General features: G+C 46.4%; 13 protein-coding genes. All 13 read right to left on the bottom strand.

The window, feature by feature from the left end; genetic code table 11:
• Nucleotides 1-29: 29 nt before the first annotated feature.
• The 13 genes from AC3WTF_RS00940 to AC3WTF_RS01000 all read right to left on the bottom strand — a co-directional run bounded on the left by AC3WTF_RS00940 (nucleotide 30) and on the right by AC3WTF_RS01000 (nucleotide 15,398).
• Nucleotides 30-989 carry a polysaccharide deacetylase family protein gene (locus tag AC3WTF_RS00940; RefSeq protein WP_047935720.1) on the bottom strand — a complete coding sequence of 320 codons (960 nt, stop codon included), beginning with the start codon at nucleotides 987-989 and terminating at the stop codon, nucleotides 30-32.
• 112 nt (nucleotides 990-1,101) lie between these two features.
• The gene (pnp, locus tag AC3WTF_RS00945; RefSeq protein WP_007611468.1) at nucleotides 1,102-3,225 is read right to left on the bottom strand and encodes a polyribonucleotide nucleotidyltransferase; all 2,124 of its coding nucleotides are present in this window, start codon (nucleotides 3,223-3,225) and stop codon (nucleotides 1,102-1,104) included.
• Between the two features lie 173 nt (nucleotides 3,226-3,398).
• Nucleotides 3,399-3,668, bottom strand: a complete 270-nt coding sequence (rpsO, locus tag AC3WTF_RS00950) for a 30S ribosomal protein S15 (protein ID WP_003154182.1) — start codon at nucleotides 3,666-3,668, stop codon at nucleotides 3,399-3,401.
• Between the two features lie 165 nt (nucleotides 3,669-3,833).
• On the bottom strand, nucleotides 3,834-4,775 hold the full coding sequence (gene ribF / locus AC3WTF_RS00955; RefSeq protein WP_119001762.1) for a bifunctional riboflavin kinase/FAD synthetase: 942 nt from the start codon (nucleotides 4,773-4,775) through the stop codon (nucleotides 3,834-3,836).
• A 19-nt stretch (nucleotides 4,776-4,794) separates the two neighbouring features.
• Nucleotides 4,795-5,724, bottom strand: a complete 930-nt coding sequence (gene truB, locus AC3WTF_RS00960) for a tRNA pseudouridine(55) synthase TruB (RefSeq protein ID WP_042635200.1) — start codon at nucleotides 5,722-5,724, stop codon at nucleotides 4,795-4,797.
• Nucleotides 5,725-5,808: 84 nt separating this feature from the next.
• A complete protein-coding gene (gene rbfA, locus AC3WTF_RS00965) occupies nucleotides 5,809-6,162 on the bottom strand; it encodes a 30S ribosome-binding factor RbfA (protein ID WP_003154185.1) in 354 nt (117 codons plus the stop codon).
• Between the two features lie 16 nt (nucleotides 6,163-6,178).
• Nucleotides 6,179-6,457: a DUF503 domain-containing protein gene (locus AC3WTF_RS00970; protein ID WP_003154188.1), complete on the bottom strand. Its 279-nt coding sequence runs from the start codon at nucleotides 6,455-6,457 to the stop codon at nucleotides 6,179-6,181.
• Nucleotides 6,454-8,601, bottom strand: a complete 2,148-nt coding sequence (gene infB, locus AC3WTF_RS00975; protein WP_014417788.1) for a translation initiation factor IF-2 — start codon at nucleotides 8,599-8,601, stop codon at nucleotides 6,454-6,456. Before infB ends, AC3WTF_RS00970 begins: the two co-directional genes overlap by 4 nt.
• Nucleotides 8,602-8,620: 19 nt before the next feature.
• Entirely contained in the window at nucleotides 8,621-8,923 is a 303-nt protein-coding gene (locus tag AC3WTF_RS00980) for a YlxQ family RNA-binding protein (RefSeq protein WP_003154192.1), read from the bottom strand.
• Nucleotide 8,924: 1 nt separating this feature from the next.
• A complete protein-coding gene (gene rnpM / locus AC3WTF_RS00985; RefSeq protein WP_003154193.1) occupies nucleotides 8,925-9,200 on the bottom strand; it encodes an RNase P modulator RnpM in 276 nt (91 codons plus the stop codon).
• 13 nt (nucleotides 9,201-9,213) lie between these two features.
• Nucleotides 9,214-10,335, bottom strand: a complete 1,122-nt coding sequence (nusA, locus tag AC3WTF_RS00990; RefSeq protein WP_003154195.1) for a transcription termination factor NusA — start codon at nucleotides 10,333-10,335, stop codon at nucleotides 9,214-9,216.
• 39 nt (nucleotides 10,336-10,374) lie between these two features.
• Nucleotides 10,375-10,845 (bottom strand): ribosome maturation factor RimP, encoded by a 471-nt coding sequence (gene rimP / locus AC3WTF_RS00995; RefSeq protein WP_007409801.1) that lies wholly within the window; start codon nucleotides 10,843-10,845, stop codon nucleotides 10,375-10,377.
• Nucleotides 10,846-11,084: 239 nt separating this feature from the next.
• Nucleotides 11,085-15,398, bottom strand: a complete 4,314-nt coding sequence (locus AC3WTF_RS01000; RefSeq protein ID WP_012117566.1) for a PolC-type DNA polymerase III — start codon at nucleotides 15,396-15,398, stop codon at nucleotides 11,085-11,087.
• Nucleotides 15,399-15,438: the final 40 nt, after the last annotated feature.

A 15,438-nucleotide genomic window follows, 5' to 3' on the forward strand; every position in this document is an offset into this window, starting at 1 on the left:
TATTCAAAAGACAGGCAAACTGCCGCCTGCTACTTCATCAGCCTGTTTTCATCCATTAAGTCAGACACTGAGCCGAGCGCGTAGCCTTTTTCTTTGATTTTTGCAATCAGTGTATCCAGGCTTTTCGCAGTCGGATCAGTCGGATGCATTAAAATCATGGCTCCATTATGTATTTTGCTCAACACCCTTGTTTGTAAAACAGCCGGAGACGGTTTTTGCCAGTCAATGGTGTCCACGGTCCACATGATGGTGCCCATTCCTTTTTCCGCCGCAAGATCGACCACGGCTTTTCTGAAGCTGCCGCTTGGCGGCGCAAACCATTTCGGCTTTATGCCGAGCGTCTCGCTGATTTGTGCATTGGTTTTGTCAAGCTGTTCGGAAATGCTTCCTGAAGTCAGTTTGCTCATATCAGGGTGATTGTATGAATGATTTCCGATTTCATGTCCGTCTGCCGCTATTTTTTTCCCCAGTTCCTGATTGTTTTTCAGCCATTTCCCTTCAAGAAAGAAAGTTGCTTTGACCTGGTGCTGCTTCAGAATAGGCAGCATTTGCTCCACGTATTCATTTCCCCAGGCGACATTTATCAGGAAAGCGACCATCGGTTTGTCGGGATTTCCTTTATAAATGGGTTCGGGCGCGAGAGAATCAAGATGGACTTTCGGTTTTACCTGCTCATAGACAAGGCCGTCTTCGTGAAATTCTCCGTCCTTTTTCATTTGTTCATAGGATTTTTCCACATTGACTTTTAAACCGTTATATCCCGGTATACTCTTCCATATTTTATCAATCCGCGCGTCTTGCGGCTTCACTTCATACTCTGACGCTTTTTGCAGTAATTCTTCATAGAGCGGATCTTTTGATGCTGACACAGTTACAGCGTCTTTTTTCATTGCGTCTATGTAATCAACTGTATACGGGTTTTTTAACATTTCAAACGAAACAAAAAAAAGAAATAAAAAAACGGCAAACGGCACGAATTTTTTCAACATGTCCTTCCCCCCTCCTCACACATTATGTATGAGGAGGACAAGGTAGAACCCGTCTGTTGTCTTTCTCAAAATAAAGAAGCCGGGTCTCCCAGGCTCCTTGTTAGGTTTTCATTTAAGATTGTTGTTGTTCCTGTTCTTTTTCTTTCTCTTCGCGCAGCACTGCTTTACGCGACAGATTCACTCGTCCCTGTTTGTCAATTTCAGTTACCTTCACAAGGATTTCGTCACCGATTTTCACAACATCCTCAACCTTGCCGACCCGTTCGAGCGCTAGTTCAGAGATGTGAACGAGACCGTCTTTTCCGCTGAAGATTTCAACGAAAGCGCCGAATTTCTCAATCCGTTTGACTTTACCGAGGTAAAGCTGGCCGACTTCGACTTCTCTGACAAGATCTTCGATGATTTTTTTCGCTTTTTGGTTGCTGCTTTCATCAGTAGAAGAAATAAAGATGGTGCCGTCTTGTTCAATGTCAATTTTAACACCGGTATCTTCAATGATTTTGTTGATTTGTTTACCGCTCGGTCCGATAACGTCACGGATTTTATCCGGATTAATGTTCATCGTTAAAATTTTCGGCGCATATTGAGAAAGTTCTTTTCTTGATTCACCAAGCGTGCTGAGCATGCTGTTCAAGATTTCCATTCTTCCTTTTTTCGCCTGCTGAAGCGCTTCTTCAAGAATTTCTCTTGAAAGGCCTTCAATTTTAATGTCCATTTGCAGCGCTGTCACGCCTTTTTCCGTGCCGGCTACTTTAAAATCCATGTCACCGAGGGCGTCTTCCATCCCTTGAATATCCGTTAATACCGTATAGTACTCGCCTGATTTCACAAGTCCCATCGCGATACCCGCAACAGGGGCTTTAATCGGAACACCTGCGTCCATCATGGCAAGCGTGCTCGCGCAAATGCTGGCCTGTGAAGTGGAACCGTTTGATTCAAGCACTTCGGATACGAGACGGACCGTATACGGGAAGTCTTTTTCATTCGGAATGACCGGCTCAAGCGCACGCTCTCCAAGAGCACCGTGACCGATCTCACGGCGTCCCGGTCCGCGCATCGGGCCTGTCTCCCCTACGCTGAACTGCGGGAAGTTATAATGATGCATAAAGCGTTTTGATTCTTCCACGCCTAAACCGTCAAGAATCTGAACGTCCCCAAGGGCGCCTAATGTACAAACGCTGAGCGCCTGCGTCTGTCCTCGCGTAAACAGCCCGGAGCCATGCGTTCTCGGCAGAAGGCCGACTTCTGAAGAAAGCGGGCGGATTTGATCAACGCCGCGGCCGTCCGGACGGACTTTTTCTTCTGTGATCAAACGGCGCACTTCGTTTTTCACGAGTTTAGACAGTGTCTGTTTCACTTTTTTAATCGTATCTTCATCATGCTCTTCTTCTTCGAATTTCGCGACAACTGCATTTTTCACTTCATTGATCGCGTCTTCGCGAGCATGTTTTTCGTGAACCTGAATGGCGCTGAGAAGATCCGGCTCCGCAAGGCTTTTTACTTTTTCGCTGAGCTCTTCGTCAATTTCATACAGTTCGATTTCCGTTTTCTCTTTGCCGACTGCCGCGACGATTTCTTCTTGGAATGCGATCAGGCGCTTAATTTCTTCGTGACCGAACATAATCGCCTCAAGCATGATTTCTTCAGGAACTTCATCCGCTCCGGCTTCCACCATGTTGATGGCGTCTTTTGTGCCTGCAACGATGAGGTTGATATCACTTTTTTCAAGCTGGTCAACCGTCGGATTGATGACGAATTTCCCGTCAATGCGGCCTACCGTCACACCCGCGATCGGGCCTTCAAACGGGATATCGGAAACGCAAAGAGCGAGTGATGAACCGAACATTGCAGCCATTTCAGATGAGCAGTCCTGATCAACACTCATGACAATGCTGATGACCTGTACTTCGTTGCGGAATCCGTCTGCGAAAAGCGGGCGGATCGGACGGTCAATCAGACGGCTGGCTAAAACGGCCTTTTCACTTGGACGGCCTTCTCTTTTAATAAAACCGCCCGGAATTTTACCTACTGCATATAATCTTTCTTCATAGTTAACGGTAAGCGGGAAAAAATCTAGCGGTTTCGGTTCTTTTGATGCGGTTGCTGTGCTGAGCACTGCAGTATCGCCGTAGCGGACCATGACAGCGCCGTTTGCCTGTTTGGCAAGCTGGCCGGCTTCTACTGTAAGCTGTCTGCCGGCCCAATCTATGGTAAAGACATGTTTCTCTTGTCCCATTCGATTACGAGCTCCTCTCTTAATGTGTGAAATAATCAATTACTCCTATTATGAACGAAATGAATTGAACATATCAATGTCAAAGTAGTATGTAAAAGGATTTCATTGTTTTTTATCATTATTTTTTTCGCTTTAATACGATAAAAAAGCGGGAATCCTCCCGCTTTTTACGATTATCGACGTAAGCCTAGTTTGTTAATTAACTCACGGTAACGAGTTACGTCTTTATTACGCAGATACGTAAGAAGATTACGACGTTTACCTACCATTTTAAGAAGACCGCGACGTGAGTGGTGATCTTTCTTGTGAGTACGCAAATGCTCGTTCAAGTTGTTAATTGAGTCTGTTAGGATAGCGATCTGAACTTCTGGAGATCCAGTATCAGATTCGTGTGTTTTGAACTCACTGATGAGTTGATTTTTACGCTCTTGAGTAATTGCCATCCTGTTTCACCTCCATATCATAATTAGCCCCAGTTACCTAGCAACCGTCGGTGACTTCGGATTGCCAAGCAATGGTTTTAAGACTACGAAACATATGATACTAAAAATCGCGCCCATATGCAAATCTTTTAGAAGAAAATTTGTGTACTTTTGATGTTTTTTCCGTTATTTGCTGAAAAAACGGATCGCTTCTTGTTTGTCTTTCCCGATCTGAGCCGTCAGTTCATCGATGCCGTTAAACTTCCGTTCGCTTCGGATTCGTTTGTACCACTCGATTTTAACGTCTTCTCCGTATACATCCTGTTGAAAATTAAACAAATGTACTTCAATTGACGGCTGATCGGGACGCTTTTCATAAAAGGTCGGTTTGTAGCCGATGTTGCAGACGCCTTCATACACCTCGCCTTTTATTTCGGCTTTCACTGCATACACGCCTGTCGGCGGCACGATATAACTGTTGTGCAGGCCGACATTCGCGGTCGGAAAACCGATGGTGCGACCTCTTTTGTCTCCGTGAATCACAGTGCCCCGGACAAAATACGGCTGGCCGAGAAGAGTGTGCGCAAGTTCAACGTCACCATCCTGCAGCGCTGACCGGATATAAGTGGAGCTGATCTTTCTGTCCTGCTCGGTCTGTTTCTCGACAGTCGTGCATCCGGCCTTGCCGTTTAAATCGTCCGGCAGCGTCTCCATCGTGCCTTTTCCGTATTTTCCGTACGTAAAATCGAAGCCTCCCACAGCGTGCCGCGCGTTTAACCCTAAAATATACTCCTCGGCAAACTGTTTTGGAGACAGAGACGCAAACGCTTCATCAAACTTTACGGCATACAGCACATCAGCGCCTAAACGCCCGATCTGGCTGATTTTATCTTCAAGCGGCGTAATCAGATCCTTTGGCTCTTTGTCCCTGCCCAACACATGGGAAGGGTGGGGATGAAACGTCATAACGGCCAGCGACAGGCCTTTTTCTTCGGCAATTTGTCTGGCTGTTCCGATTACTTTCCGGTGTCCCAAATGAACGCCGTCAAAGTAGCCGAGCGCCATGACAGACGCCGGCTGCTCTTCTTTTTGTAAATGATGCGGATGAGAAATATGTATCGTCTTCACAGAACGGTCACCTTTTTTCTTATTGTTCGCTTTTTTGCATGAGCACTTTAGCCGGTTTCAGCAGTCCTTTTTTTGAAGGATGCGGCATATAAATGGCCACACATTCTCCGTCTTCAGTACAGACCGCTATACGGGCGTCAGCTGTCATTGCAGAAAATTCCGCCGGGATGTCAAACACTGACCCGTTTTCAGCTTTCTTAGCTAATGTATCACTTATGACCCATTTCGGCAAATGATTGAGCGCTCTATCGATCGGCACGGCATGCTCTGCAACCGTTCCGTCTGAAACCTGCTGTTCAAGTTCCTCAAACGTGAAACACTCATCAAGGCTGAAATCGCCGGAAGCGGTGCGGATGAGATGCGACATATGCGCGGGATAGCCGAGTTTTTCACCGATTGTCACCGCCAATGTTCTCACGTAAGTGCCCTTTGAGCACGTGACTGTAAAGCGGAATGATGCTGTGTCTTCTTTATAAGTGACAGGGGAAGTGAGCGCGATATCTTCAATCGTGATATTCCGCTTCGGCCGCTCCACTTCAATACCGGCTCTGGCGTATTCATAGAGCTTTTTCCCGTTGACCTTTACAGCGGAATACATCGGCGGCACTTGCTCCTGCGGTCCCTTCAGTTCGTCTAAAACGGCTTTGATATCCGCTTCTTTCAGCGGCTCCTTGACAGGTTTTACGCTGACCGTTTCTCCAGTCTGGTCTTCGGTCGATGTGGAGAAGCCGAGAGTGATCTCAGCATCGTACGTTTTTGACTTGTCGGTGACGTACTCAACAATCTTTGTGGCCCGTCCGACACAGATCGGCAGTACGCCTGACACTTCCGGATCAAGCGTTCCCGTATGTCCGACTTTCTTTGTTTTTAACAGTTTTCTTATTTTCATTACACAGTCGTGAGAAGTCATGCCGACCGGTTTATGTAAAAGGAGAACTCCGTTAACCATATGTCTTTCGCTCCTTTGTTATCAATTGTATCCCGTAAAACGCAGAAAAGAGGACAGACGACACTCGCCCATCCTCTTTCCTTGTTATTCAGACGGTTTATCTGAATGCAGTTCGTGAATCAATGTTTCAATACGGTTGCCGTACTCAATTGATTCATCAAATTCAAATTCAAGCTCAGGCGTTTTGCGGAGTCTGATTCGGCTGCCGATTTCGGAACGGATAAATCCTTTCGCTTTCTCAAGCCCTTTCAGCGCCTCCTCTTTCTTTTTCTCTCCGCCGAGAACGGAGATATACACCTTCGCTATTTGTAAATCACCTGAAACACGTACGTCTGTTACAGTGAGAAATCCGATTCTCGGGTCTTTCAGCTTTCGGCTGATAATATCCCCGAGCTCTTTTTTCATCTGCTCGCCGACACGGTTTGCTCTCATACTCAATTCAATCACCTCTAAGTTAAAACCACTCTGTTCTAGTGATCGTCCGTTCTATTTCGGGAAAGGAGTCAATAAACGCGAGTACACGCTGGATCTCCTTTTCCGCCTGAACGTGAGAGGAGGAGACGACGGCGATTCCGAAGCTGGTCCGCTGCCAAGTGTCCTGATAGCCGATTTCTGCGGCCGACACGTTGAACTTATTCTGAACCCTCGTTATAATCCGCTTCAGAACGGCTCGTTTCTCCTTTAATGATCCCGCATCATAAATGATGCATTCACATTCCGCAAATCCGATCACTTTCTTTCGATTTCCTGCATGACATACGCTTCAAGGATGTCGCCTTCGCGAATGTCATTGTATTTCTTAATTGTAATACCACATTCATATCCTTGTGAAACTTCTTTCACATCATCTTTGAAGCGTTTCAGAACGTCTACTTCCCCTTCGAAGATGACCACGCCGTCACGGATCAGGCGGAGTCCGCTGTCACGTGTAATGTGGCCGTCTGTTACATATCCGCCGGCAATCGTGCCGATTTTCGACACTTTGAATGTTTGGCGCACTTCAACCTGGCCGATGACTTTTTCTTCGTATTCAGGATCAAGCATTCCTTTCATCGCCGCTTCAATTTCTTCGATGACTTTGTAAATAATACGGTGAAGACGGATATCTACATTTTCAGCTTCAGCCGTGCTCTTAGCATTTCCGTCTGGGCGCACATTAAACCCGATAACGATTGCATTTGAAGCAGATGCGAGAATGATGTCTGATTCCGTAATCGCACCGACGCCTGTGTGAATGATTTTCACTTTTACGCCTTCTACTTCAATTTTTTGGAGAGCGGCTGTTAACGCTTCGGCTGAACCTTGAACGTCAGCTTTTACGATTAAATTGATGTCTTTGACATCGCCTTGTTTAATTTGTTCAAACAGATCATCGAGGCTCAGCTTCGCTTTGTCGCTGCGCTGTTCTTCCAGTTGCTTGGAAGCGCGTGCTTCACCGACAGAACGGGCTGTTTTTTCGTCTTTAAAGACGAGGAATTGATCGCCAGCCTGCGGTACGTCGTTTAAGCCCGTAATTTCTACAGGTGTGGACGGTCCGGCTGTTTTCACGCGGCGGCCGAGATCATTGACCATGGCCCGCACGCGGCCGAATGTATTTCCGACAACGATCGGATCTCCGACATTCAATGTTCCCGTTTGAACGAGAAGTGTCGCGACAGACCCTCTTCCTTTATCGAGCTCAGCTTCAATAACCGTTCCTTTTGCCTGACGGTTCGGATTGGCTTTCAGCTCTTCCACTTCACTGACAAGCAGAATCATTTCGACAAGCTCGTCAATTCCCTTGCCTGTAAGAGCGGACAGAGGAACGAAAATCGTTTCTCCTCCCCATGCTTCAGGAACGAGTCCGTATTCAGTCAGCTCCTGCATGACACGGTCAGGGTTCGCGCTTTCTTTATCCACTTTATTCACGGCAACGATAATCGGAACCTCAGCCGCTTTCGCATGGTTGATGGCTTCGACTGTCTGCGGCATAACGCCGTCATCAGCCGCTACGACTAAAATGGTAATATCAGTTACTTCCGCACCGCGCGCACGCATTGTTGTGAACGCCGCGTGTCCCGGAGTATCTAAGAACGTGATTTTTTTGCCGTTTTCTTCGATCTGGTAAGCCCCGATATGCTGGGTGATTCCGCCGGCTTCACCTTCAACAACTTTTGTTTTTCTGATGCTGTCAAGGAGGGTCGTTTTCCCGTGGTCAACGTGGCCCATGATCGTCACGACAGGCGGACGGATTTGAAGATCTTCTTCTTTGTCAGCCTCTTCATATTTTTCAAGCTCAGTTTCTTCAAGCACAATCACTTCTTCTGTTTCTACACCGTATTCAGATGCGATCAGTTCGATTGTGTCTTTGTCAAGCTCCTGGTTAATCGTAGCCATTACGCCCAGAAGCATCAGTTTTTTAATGAGTTCAGACGGCTCTTTGCCCAGTTCCTCGGCTAAAGCTCCGACTGTTAAAGAGCCGGAAAACGTAATTTTCTCAGGAAGCTCTTTTTTCGGCTTCAGCGGTTTTTGCTGATACTGATTTTTGTTGTTATGATTGCGTTTGTTTTTGTTTTTGTTGTTGTTATTCTTCTTGTTTTTGTTAAATTGATTATTCTGCACGTCATTCTTCTTTCCGTCTCGAATTTTGTTTGGTTGATTCCCAGCAGGCTGCTGATTAATCCCTTGCGGCTTGTTTTTGTTCGTTTCCGCAGGCTTCTGAGATGTAACGCCGGCGCCGCCTTTTTTAAATTTCGCATCAAGCTGCTTAATGGTCTTTTCTTCAAGCATTGCCATATGGTTATTTACTACTATATCCATGTTTTTCAGCGCAGTCAAAATTTCCTTGCTTGAAACATTGATGGCTTTTGCATATTCGTAAACTCTCATTTTAGCCATTCGTTCACCCCCAAAAATATTAATCGAGCAAGCTGATCAGCTTATTCGCAAAACCTTGGTCAGTGACGGCGACAACGACACGTGATTCCTTGCCGATAGAGCGGCCGAGATCAGCGCGGCTTTCGACTTTTTTATAAGGCACTTTATAATAATTGCATTTATCGGATACTTTTTTTGCAGTATTCGCAGATGCATCTTCTGTCAGCAGAACAAGTTTTGCACGCGCATTTCTAATTTCTTTTATAACCAAGTCCTCGCCCGACACGACCTTACGAGCTCGATTGGCCAGACCCAGCAAGGGAAACCATTCCATTCCAGACATGTTATTTTTTCACCTTTTCCGCCAGTTCCAGCAATTCTTCGAAAATCTGGTCATCGATTTGTGATTGAAATTGATTTTGCAATGTGTTTTTCTTTTTCGCAGCTAAGATGCATTCTTTCTCAAGGGTGATATAGGCACCCCGCCCGTTCTTCTTTCCGGTCGGATCGACTGAAATCTCTCCTTCTTTAGAACGGACAATTCGGATCAGTTCCTTTTTAGGCTTCATTTCCCCCGTTACCACGCATTTGCGCAGAGGAATTTTTTTTCGCTTATTCACCTAAAGTCACCTCTTATTCATCCGATTCGGCTGTTTCAGGCTCCATAAAGAGCGGCTCTAAATCGTCATCTTCTTCATGCTCTCTCGGATAGATGCCAAGGTCTCTTGCATCCGTTTCACTTTTGATATCGATTTTCCAGCCTGTCAGTTTCGCGGCTAAGCGGGCGTTTTGCCCTCTTTTTCCGATTGCCAGAGAAAGCTGGTAATCAGGAACGATGACAGTGGTGGCTTTTTCTTCTTCGCTGACGATGACATCCAGCACTTTAGACGGGCTGAGCGCATTGGCAACAAATTCAACCGGATCATCAGACCAGTTGACGATATCAATTTTTTCGCCTTTCAGTTCATTGACAATCGCCTGCACGCGCTGGCCTTTAGGACCGACGCATGAACCGACCGGATCAACGTCAGGGTCATCAGTGCGGACGGAGATTTTAGAGCGGTCGCCCGCTTCTCTGGCAACGGATTTCAGTTCGACCGTTCCGTCATAAATTTCCGGCACTTCGATTTCAAAAAGACGCTTCAACAGACCAGGATGCGTTCTTGATACATAGATCTGAGGCCCTTTTGTCGTTTTTTCGACCTTTGTGATAAATACTTTAATCCGATCGTGCGGTTTATAGCTCTCATTCGGCATTTGTTCATTGACGGGCAGCAGCGCTTCAATCTTGCCGAGAGACACGTAAATAAACTTGCTGTCTAAGCGCTGTACAATTCCCGTCATGATGTCTTCTTCACGATCGATAAATTCTGAGTAAATCACGCCGCGCTCAGCTTCACGGACACGCTGCGTCACCACTTGTTTCGCCGTCTGCGCAGCAATGCGGCCGAAGTCTTTCGGCGTTACTTCTATTTCAACGACATCTCCGACAAGGTAGTTCGGATGGATGTGCTGGGCGTCGTCAAGCGAGATTTCAAGTCTTGAATCGTATACCTCGTCTACGACATCCTTTCTTGCGAACACGCGGATCGTGCCCGTCTCACGGTTCAGATCGACCCGTACGTTTTGCGCCTGGTTAAAATTTCGCTTATACGCGGAAATTAAGGCAGCTTCAATTGCTTCGATGATAATGTCTTTACTGATGCCTTTTTCTTTTTCAAGAATAGTGAGAGCATCTAATAGTTCACTGCTCATGTTAGCGGTCTCCCCCCTTAAACACTAATACTTCATTCATTAAAATGTTACAGCTAATCTTGCGTTAGCTATTTTTTCATACGGAATATTGACCCGTTTCTTTCTTGTTTTGACCGTCATCTCTATTGTAACAGTTTGTCCATCGAATTCAGCCAATTTGCCTTCAAACACTTTTAAACCGTCAATCGGTTCGTACGTTTTCATGTACACATTTTTGCCCAGTGATTTTTCGAAGTCGGCTTTTTTCTTTAATGGACGCTCGGCTCCAGGAGAAGATACTTCAAGAAAGTAGTTCTGGGTGATCGGATCGGCCTCATCCAGCTTTTCGCTTAACGCTTCGCTGACTTTGGCGCACTCCTCAATATCAACACCGTTCTCGGAATCAATAAACACGCGAAGGAACCAGTTTTGACCCTCTTTGACAAATTCAATGTCTACGAGTTCAAGCTGAAGGTCATCCAGTATGGGCTGAGCCATTTCTTGAACGGTATCAGTCACTTTTTTGCTCATGTTTTTCCTCCTTGTGCTGTCGATATCATATCAGCCGTTCCTCTGCATAAAAACCCTGCTTCAAAAGAGCAGGGGCATTGAGAAAACGATGGACATGTCGAGGCAAAATTGCCTGTTCAATACAAAAGAGCGGGTTTCCCCACTCTTTGCCTCGGTAATCGTTAGCATTTCCAATAAAACTATACCATAACCATATATTTAATGCAAATCAAACTCCGCTCGGAGGCTGTGCACAAAGCTTAAAACAGAGACAGCTGATTTTGGTCCGGAAGCGACTCAAGACAGCCGTGACGGTCTAAATACTCTAAAATGGTTTTTGACACTTTTCCGCGTTTTTGAAGATCCTCTTTTGAAAGGAACTCCCCTTCCTTCCGCGCTTTCACAATATTGAGAGCGGCGTTGGTTCCGAGTCCCGGAATTGAGTTGAACGGCGGGATGAGACTGTTGCCGTCAATGATAAATTCCGAAGCGCTCGAACGGTATAGATCGACCTTCTGGAAGGAATAGCCGCGCTCACACATTTCAAGCGCAAGCTCTAACACGGTAAGGAGGTTTTTCTCCTTCGGCGAAGCATCAAGCCCTTTAGAGCTGATATCATCCATCACCGCTCTGATGGCAGTCGAGCCTTTAATCATTGTATCAATGTCAAAGTCATCTGCGCGGACGGTAAAATACGCAGCATAATATAAAAGCGCGTGATGCACTTTAAAGTATGCAATCCGCACCGCCATCAGCACGTATGCGGCGGCGTGGGCTTTCGGGAACATGTATTTGATTTTTTTGCATGAATCAATATACCAGTTCGGCACATTGTTCTTTTTCATTTCTTCTTCCCATTCCGGCGTCAGGCCTTTGCCTTTACGGACGAATTCCATGATTTTAAAGGCCAGTGAAGGCTCAAGGCCCTGATAGATCAAGTAAACCATAATGTCATCACGGCAGCCGATCACTTCGCTCAGTTCACACGTATTGTTGTGTATCAGTTCCTGCGCATTGCCGAGCCATACGTCCGTTCCGTGAGAAAGCCCGGAAATCTGGACAAGCTCGGAGAACGTCGTCGGCTTCGTATCCTCAAGCATCTGCCGCACAAATCGCGTCCCGAATTCAGGAATGCCGAGCGTCCCCGTTTTACAGCCGATCTGCTCTTCAGTAACGCCGAGCGATTCTGTGCCTTGGAAAATCTTCATAACTTCCGGATCATCTGTCGGAATTGTCTTCGGATCAATTCCGCTTAAATCCTGGAGCATCCGGATGACGGTCGGATCATCGTGCCCTAATATATCAAGCTTCAGCAGGTTGTCATGAATGGAGTGGAAGTCAAAATGAGTCGTTTTCCATTCAGACCCCGTCGCATCTGCCGGGAATTGTATCGGTGAAAAATCGTAAATATCCATGTAATCCGGGACAACGATAATCCCCCCCGGGTGCTGGCCGGTCGTTCTCTTAACGCCGGTGCAGCCTTGCACCAGACGGTCGATCTCCGCGCCGCGCATGTGTAGGTTGTGATCGCCCGCATAGCCTTTCACATATCCGTAAGCCGTCTTTTCCGCGACGGTGCCGATCGTTCCCGCGCGATACACGTTATCTTCACCGAACAATACTTTCGTGTAGTTATGGGCATGCGGCTGATACTCACCTGAGAAGTTCAAATCGATATCGGGTACTTTGTCACCTTTAAAGCCTAAGAACGTTTCAAACGGGATATCATGTCCGTCCTTTTTCAAAGGGGTGCCGCAAGACGGGCAGCTTTTATCCGGAAGGTCAAAACCGGAACCGACTGATCCGTCATTAAAGAATTCGGAATATCGGCAGCTCGGGCACACGTAGTGCGGAGCGAGCGGGTTCACTTCAGTAATTTCCGTTAAGGTCGCCACAAGCGATGAACCGACGGACCCCCGGGAGCCGACGAGATAACCGTCATCCAGAGACCGTTTTACAAGCTTATGAGAGATGAGATAAATAACGGCGAATCCATGACCGATGATACTTTTTAATTCTTTTTCTATTCTCGCTTCCACAATTTCGGGAAGCTCTTCACCGTAAATGCTTCTGGCGCGCTGATAGCTCATTTCACGGATCTCTTCATCGGCTCCGTCAATTTTCGGCGTGTACAGATCGTCTTTGATCGGTTTGATCTCATCGATCATCGAAGCGACTTTCTGCGTATTGTCAACCACGATTTCTTTCGCTTTTTCCGCACCGAGGAAGGAGAAAGCCTCCAGCATTTCATCTGTCGTTCTGAAGTGCACTTTAGGCAGTTCGTGTCTGTTTAACGGGTTGGCGCCGCCTTGGGAAGATATTAAGATCTTCCGGTAAATTTTATCCTCATCGTTTAAATAGTGGACATTTCCCGTAGCCACGACCGGCTTATTCAATTTTTCTCCGAGCTTCGTAATGTTGGCGATGATTTCTTTCAGCGCTTTTTCATCCCGGACGAGCTCAAGCTGCAGAAGGTGTCTGTATACTTCCGGCGGCTGCACTTCAAGATAATCATAGAAGGATGCGATATCTTCAACCTCTTCAGGAGATTTTTGCATCATGCCTTCAAAGACCTCACCCCTGTCACAGGCAGAGCCGATTAACAGACCTTCTCTGTATTTATTAAGCTGCGACCTCGGAATGCGCGGCACTCGGTAGAAATATTGAATATGAGAAATGGACACGAGCTTAAACAGATTTTTAAGGCCGGTCTCATTTACGGCAAGCAATGTAGCGTGATAAGGCCTTGATCTCTGATAAGCATTGGATTGTCCCATATTCTCATTCAGCTGATCATGATAAAAAATGTCTTTTTCAGCGGCATCTTTGAGCATTTTCAACAGCAGGTAGCCCGTTGCTTCAGCGTCAAAAACCGCTCGGTGATGCTGGGTTAATTCGATATCAAACTTCTTACATAACGTATTTAAGCGGTGATTTTTAAACTCAGGATACAGGAAACGCGCGAGTTCCAGCGTATCAATGACCGGATTTTTCGCTTTTTCCGTTTTCAAAAGACGCTTGTACGCTACATTTAAAAATCCCATATCAAAGCTGGCGTTATGAGCCACAAGCACGTCATCGCCGATCCATTCTTTAAAATCCCGGACGACATCAACGACATCGGGAGCGTCGCGGACCATGTCGTCAGTAATCCCGGTAAGCTCTATCGTCGTTGCTGACAGCGGATGGTGCGGATTGGCGAACGCTTCGAATTTATCGATGATTTCTCCGCCTCTTATTTTGACTGCGGCAAGCTCAATGATGGTGTCATACACTGCGGACAGACCTGTCGTTTCAACGTCAAAGACAACGTATGTGTCTTCTTCCAGGAGACGGTGAGCTGGATTGTATGCGATCGGAACGCCGTCATCTACGATATTGGCTTCCATTCCGTAAATCATTTTAATGCCGTGTTTTTTCGCGGCGGAATAGGCATCCGGGAAAGACTGCACAACGGCATGATCAGTTAACGCAATCGCTTCATGTCCCCATTTTTTCGCCTGTTCGACAAGCTTTCCGATGCCCGTTACAGCATCCATTTGGCTCATCGGAGAATGCAGATGAAGCTCAACCCGTTTTTCGCCTTCAGGAGCGGTGTCTTCACGGGTTTTGGCTTTTATTTCATTCACGTCATTTGCAATCATGACGAGGTCTCTGACGAATGTATCGTTTTGAATGCTTCCCCGCGCCTTTACCCACATGCCTTTTTTCAGCGTTTTCATCAAAGCGGCGTCTTCTTTTTCTCTGGCGAACATTTTTACTAAAATGCTGTTTGTATAGTCCGTGATTTTGAAAATGCAGAGCGTGCGTCCGCTTTTCAGCTCGCGTGTTTCAGCATCAAACACAAACCCCTGCACCGTAATTCTTCTTTCTTCATCCATGATGCTGTCAAGCGTCCGGATTTCTTCGTTCTCTTTAATTTGATAGCCGATGACAAGCGGTCCGGACGGTGCCTGATCCTCATCGCCCTCTTTTTCCTTCTTCTCCATCTCGATAAGCGCCTGCATCGCCCGCTCCTGATCTTCAGCAAGCTTTTGCTCGCGGAATTTCTGGACTTCTTGGTCAGATACGAAAATTTCGGTATCCAGCTGCAGTTCCGGAAAGCCGAATTGGCGGTAGCTGTGCTGAATCAGTGCGCTGTATTTATTTTTGAGCGCAGATGCTTCTGTATCTGTTTTTGTTTTCACGATCAGTTTGTTTCCCTTGAGCTTCGGCTTCTGCTGATTCAAAAGAGCCACCATCGGCGGCGAGGTTCCTTCAAGCTCTTCAATACAGCGTGTCCAATAATCCTGTACAAGCTCCTCTGTCACTGTAGGGTCGATGACCTGAACAGACGATGTGACACGGGCGATGTGAGCAAACGATTGTGTTAACCTCATCATGAATGAATCATATATTTGATACGGCAGAAGAGCCTTAAAGCGAAATTGGAAATGCCAGGCTTTTTCTGCTTTATGGATTGTCAGTTTATCAATCTCTCCGTCTTCAAAGTATGTCATGAAGGTATCATCTGTCATATTAAGCTGCTGCAGAAGAATCTGAAACTGTCTTCTGTTTACTGATAACTGTTCCATTCAGACAGTATCCCTCCCTTAAAACATCATAAGTGAAGGT

The organism is Bacillus sp. EB106-06-01-XG163 (assembly GCF_058791615.1).

Bases quoted from the DNA above. Each gene is read 5' to 3' on its own strand.
- AC3WTF_RS00940 (WP_047935720.1), bottom strand. From the start codon at position 989: ATGTTGAAAAAATTCGTGCCGTTTGCCGTTTTTTTATTTCTTTTTTTT.
- pnp (WP_007611468.1), bottom strand. From the start codon at position 3,225: ATGGGACAAGAGAAACATGTCTTTACCATAGATTGGGCCGGCAGACAG.
- truB (WP_042635200.1), bottom strand. From the start codon at position 5,724: ATGGTTAACGGAGTTCTCCTTTTACATAAACCGGTCGGCATGACTTCT.
- rpsO (WP_003154182.1), bottom strand. From the start codon at position 3,668: ATGGCAATTACTCAAGAGCGTAAAAATCAACTCATCAGTGAGTTCAAA.
- AC3WTF_RS00980 (WP_003154192.1), bottom strand. From the start codon at position 8,923: ATGTCTGGAATGGAATGGTTTCCCTTGCTGGGTCTGGCCAATCGAGCT.
- infB (WP_014417788.1), bottom strand. From the start codon at position 8,601: ATGGCTAAAATGAGAGTTTACGAATATGCAAAAGCCATCAATGTTTCA.
- AC3WTF_RS01000 (WP_012117566.1), bottom strand. From the start codon at position 15,398: ATGGAACAGTTATCAGTAAACAGAAGACAGTTTCAGATTCTTCTGCAG.
- nusA (WP_003154195.1), bottom strand. From the start codon at position 10,335: ATGAGCAGTGAACTATTAGATGCTCTCACTATTCTTGAAAAAGAAAAA.
- rimP (WP_007409801.1), bottom strand. From the start codon at position 10,845: ATGAGCAAAAAAGTGACTGATACCGTTCAAGAAATGGCTCAGCCCATA.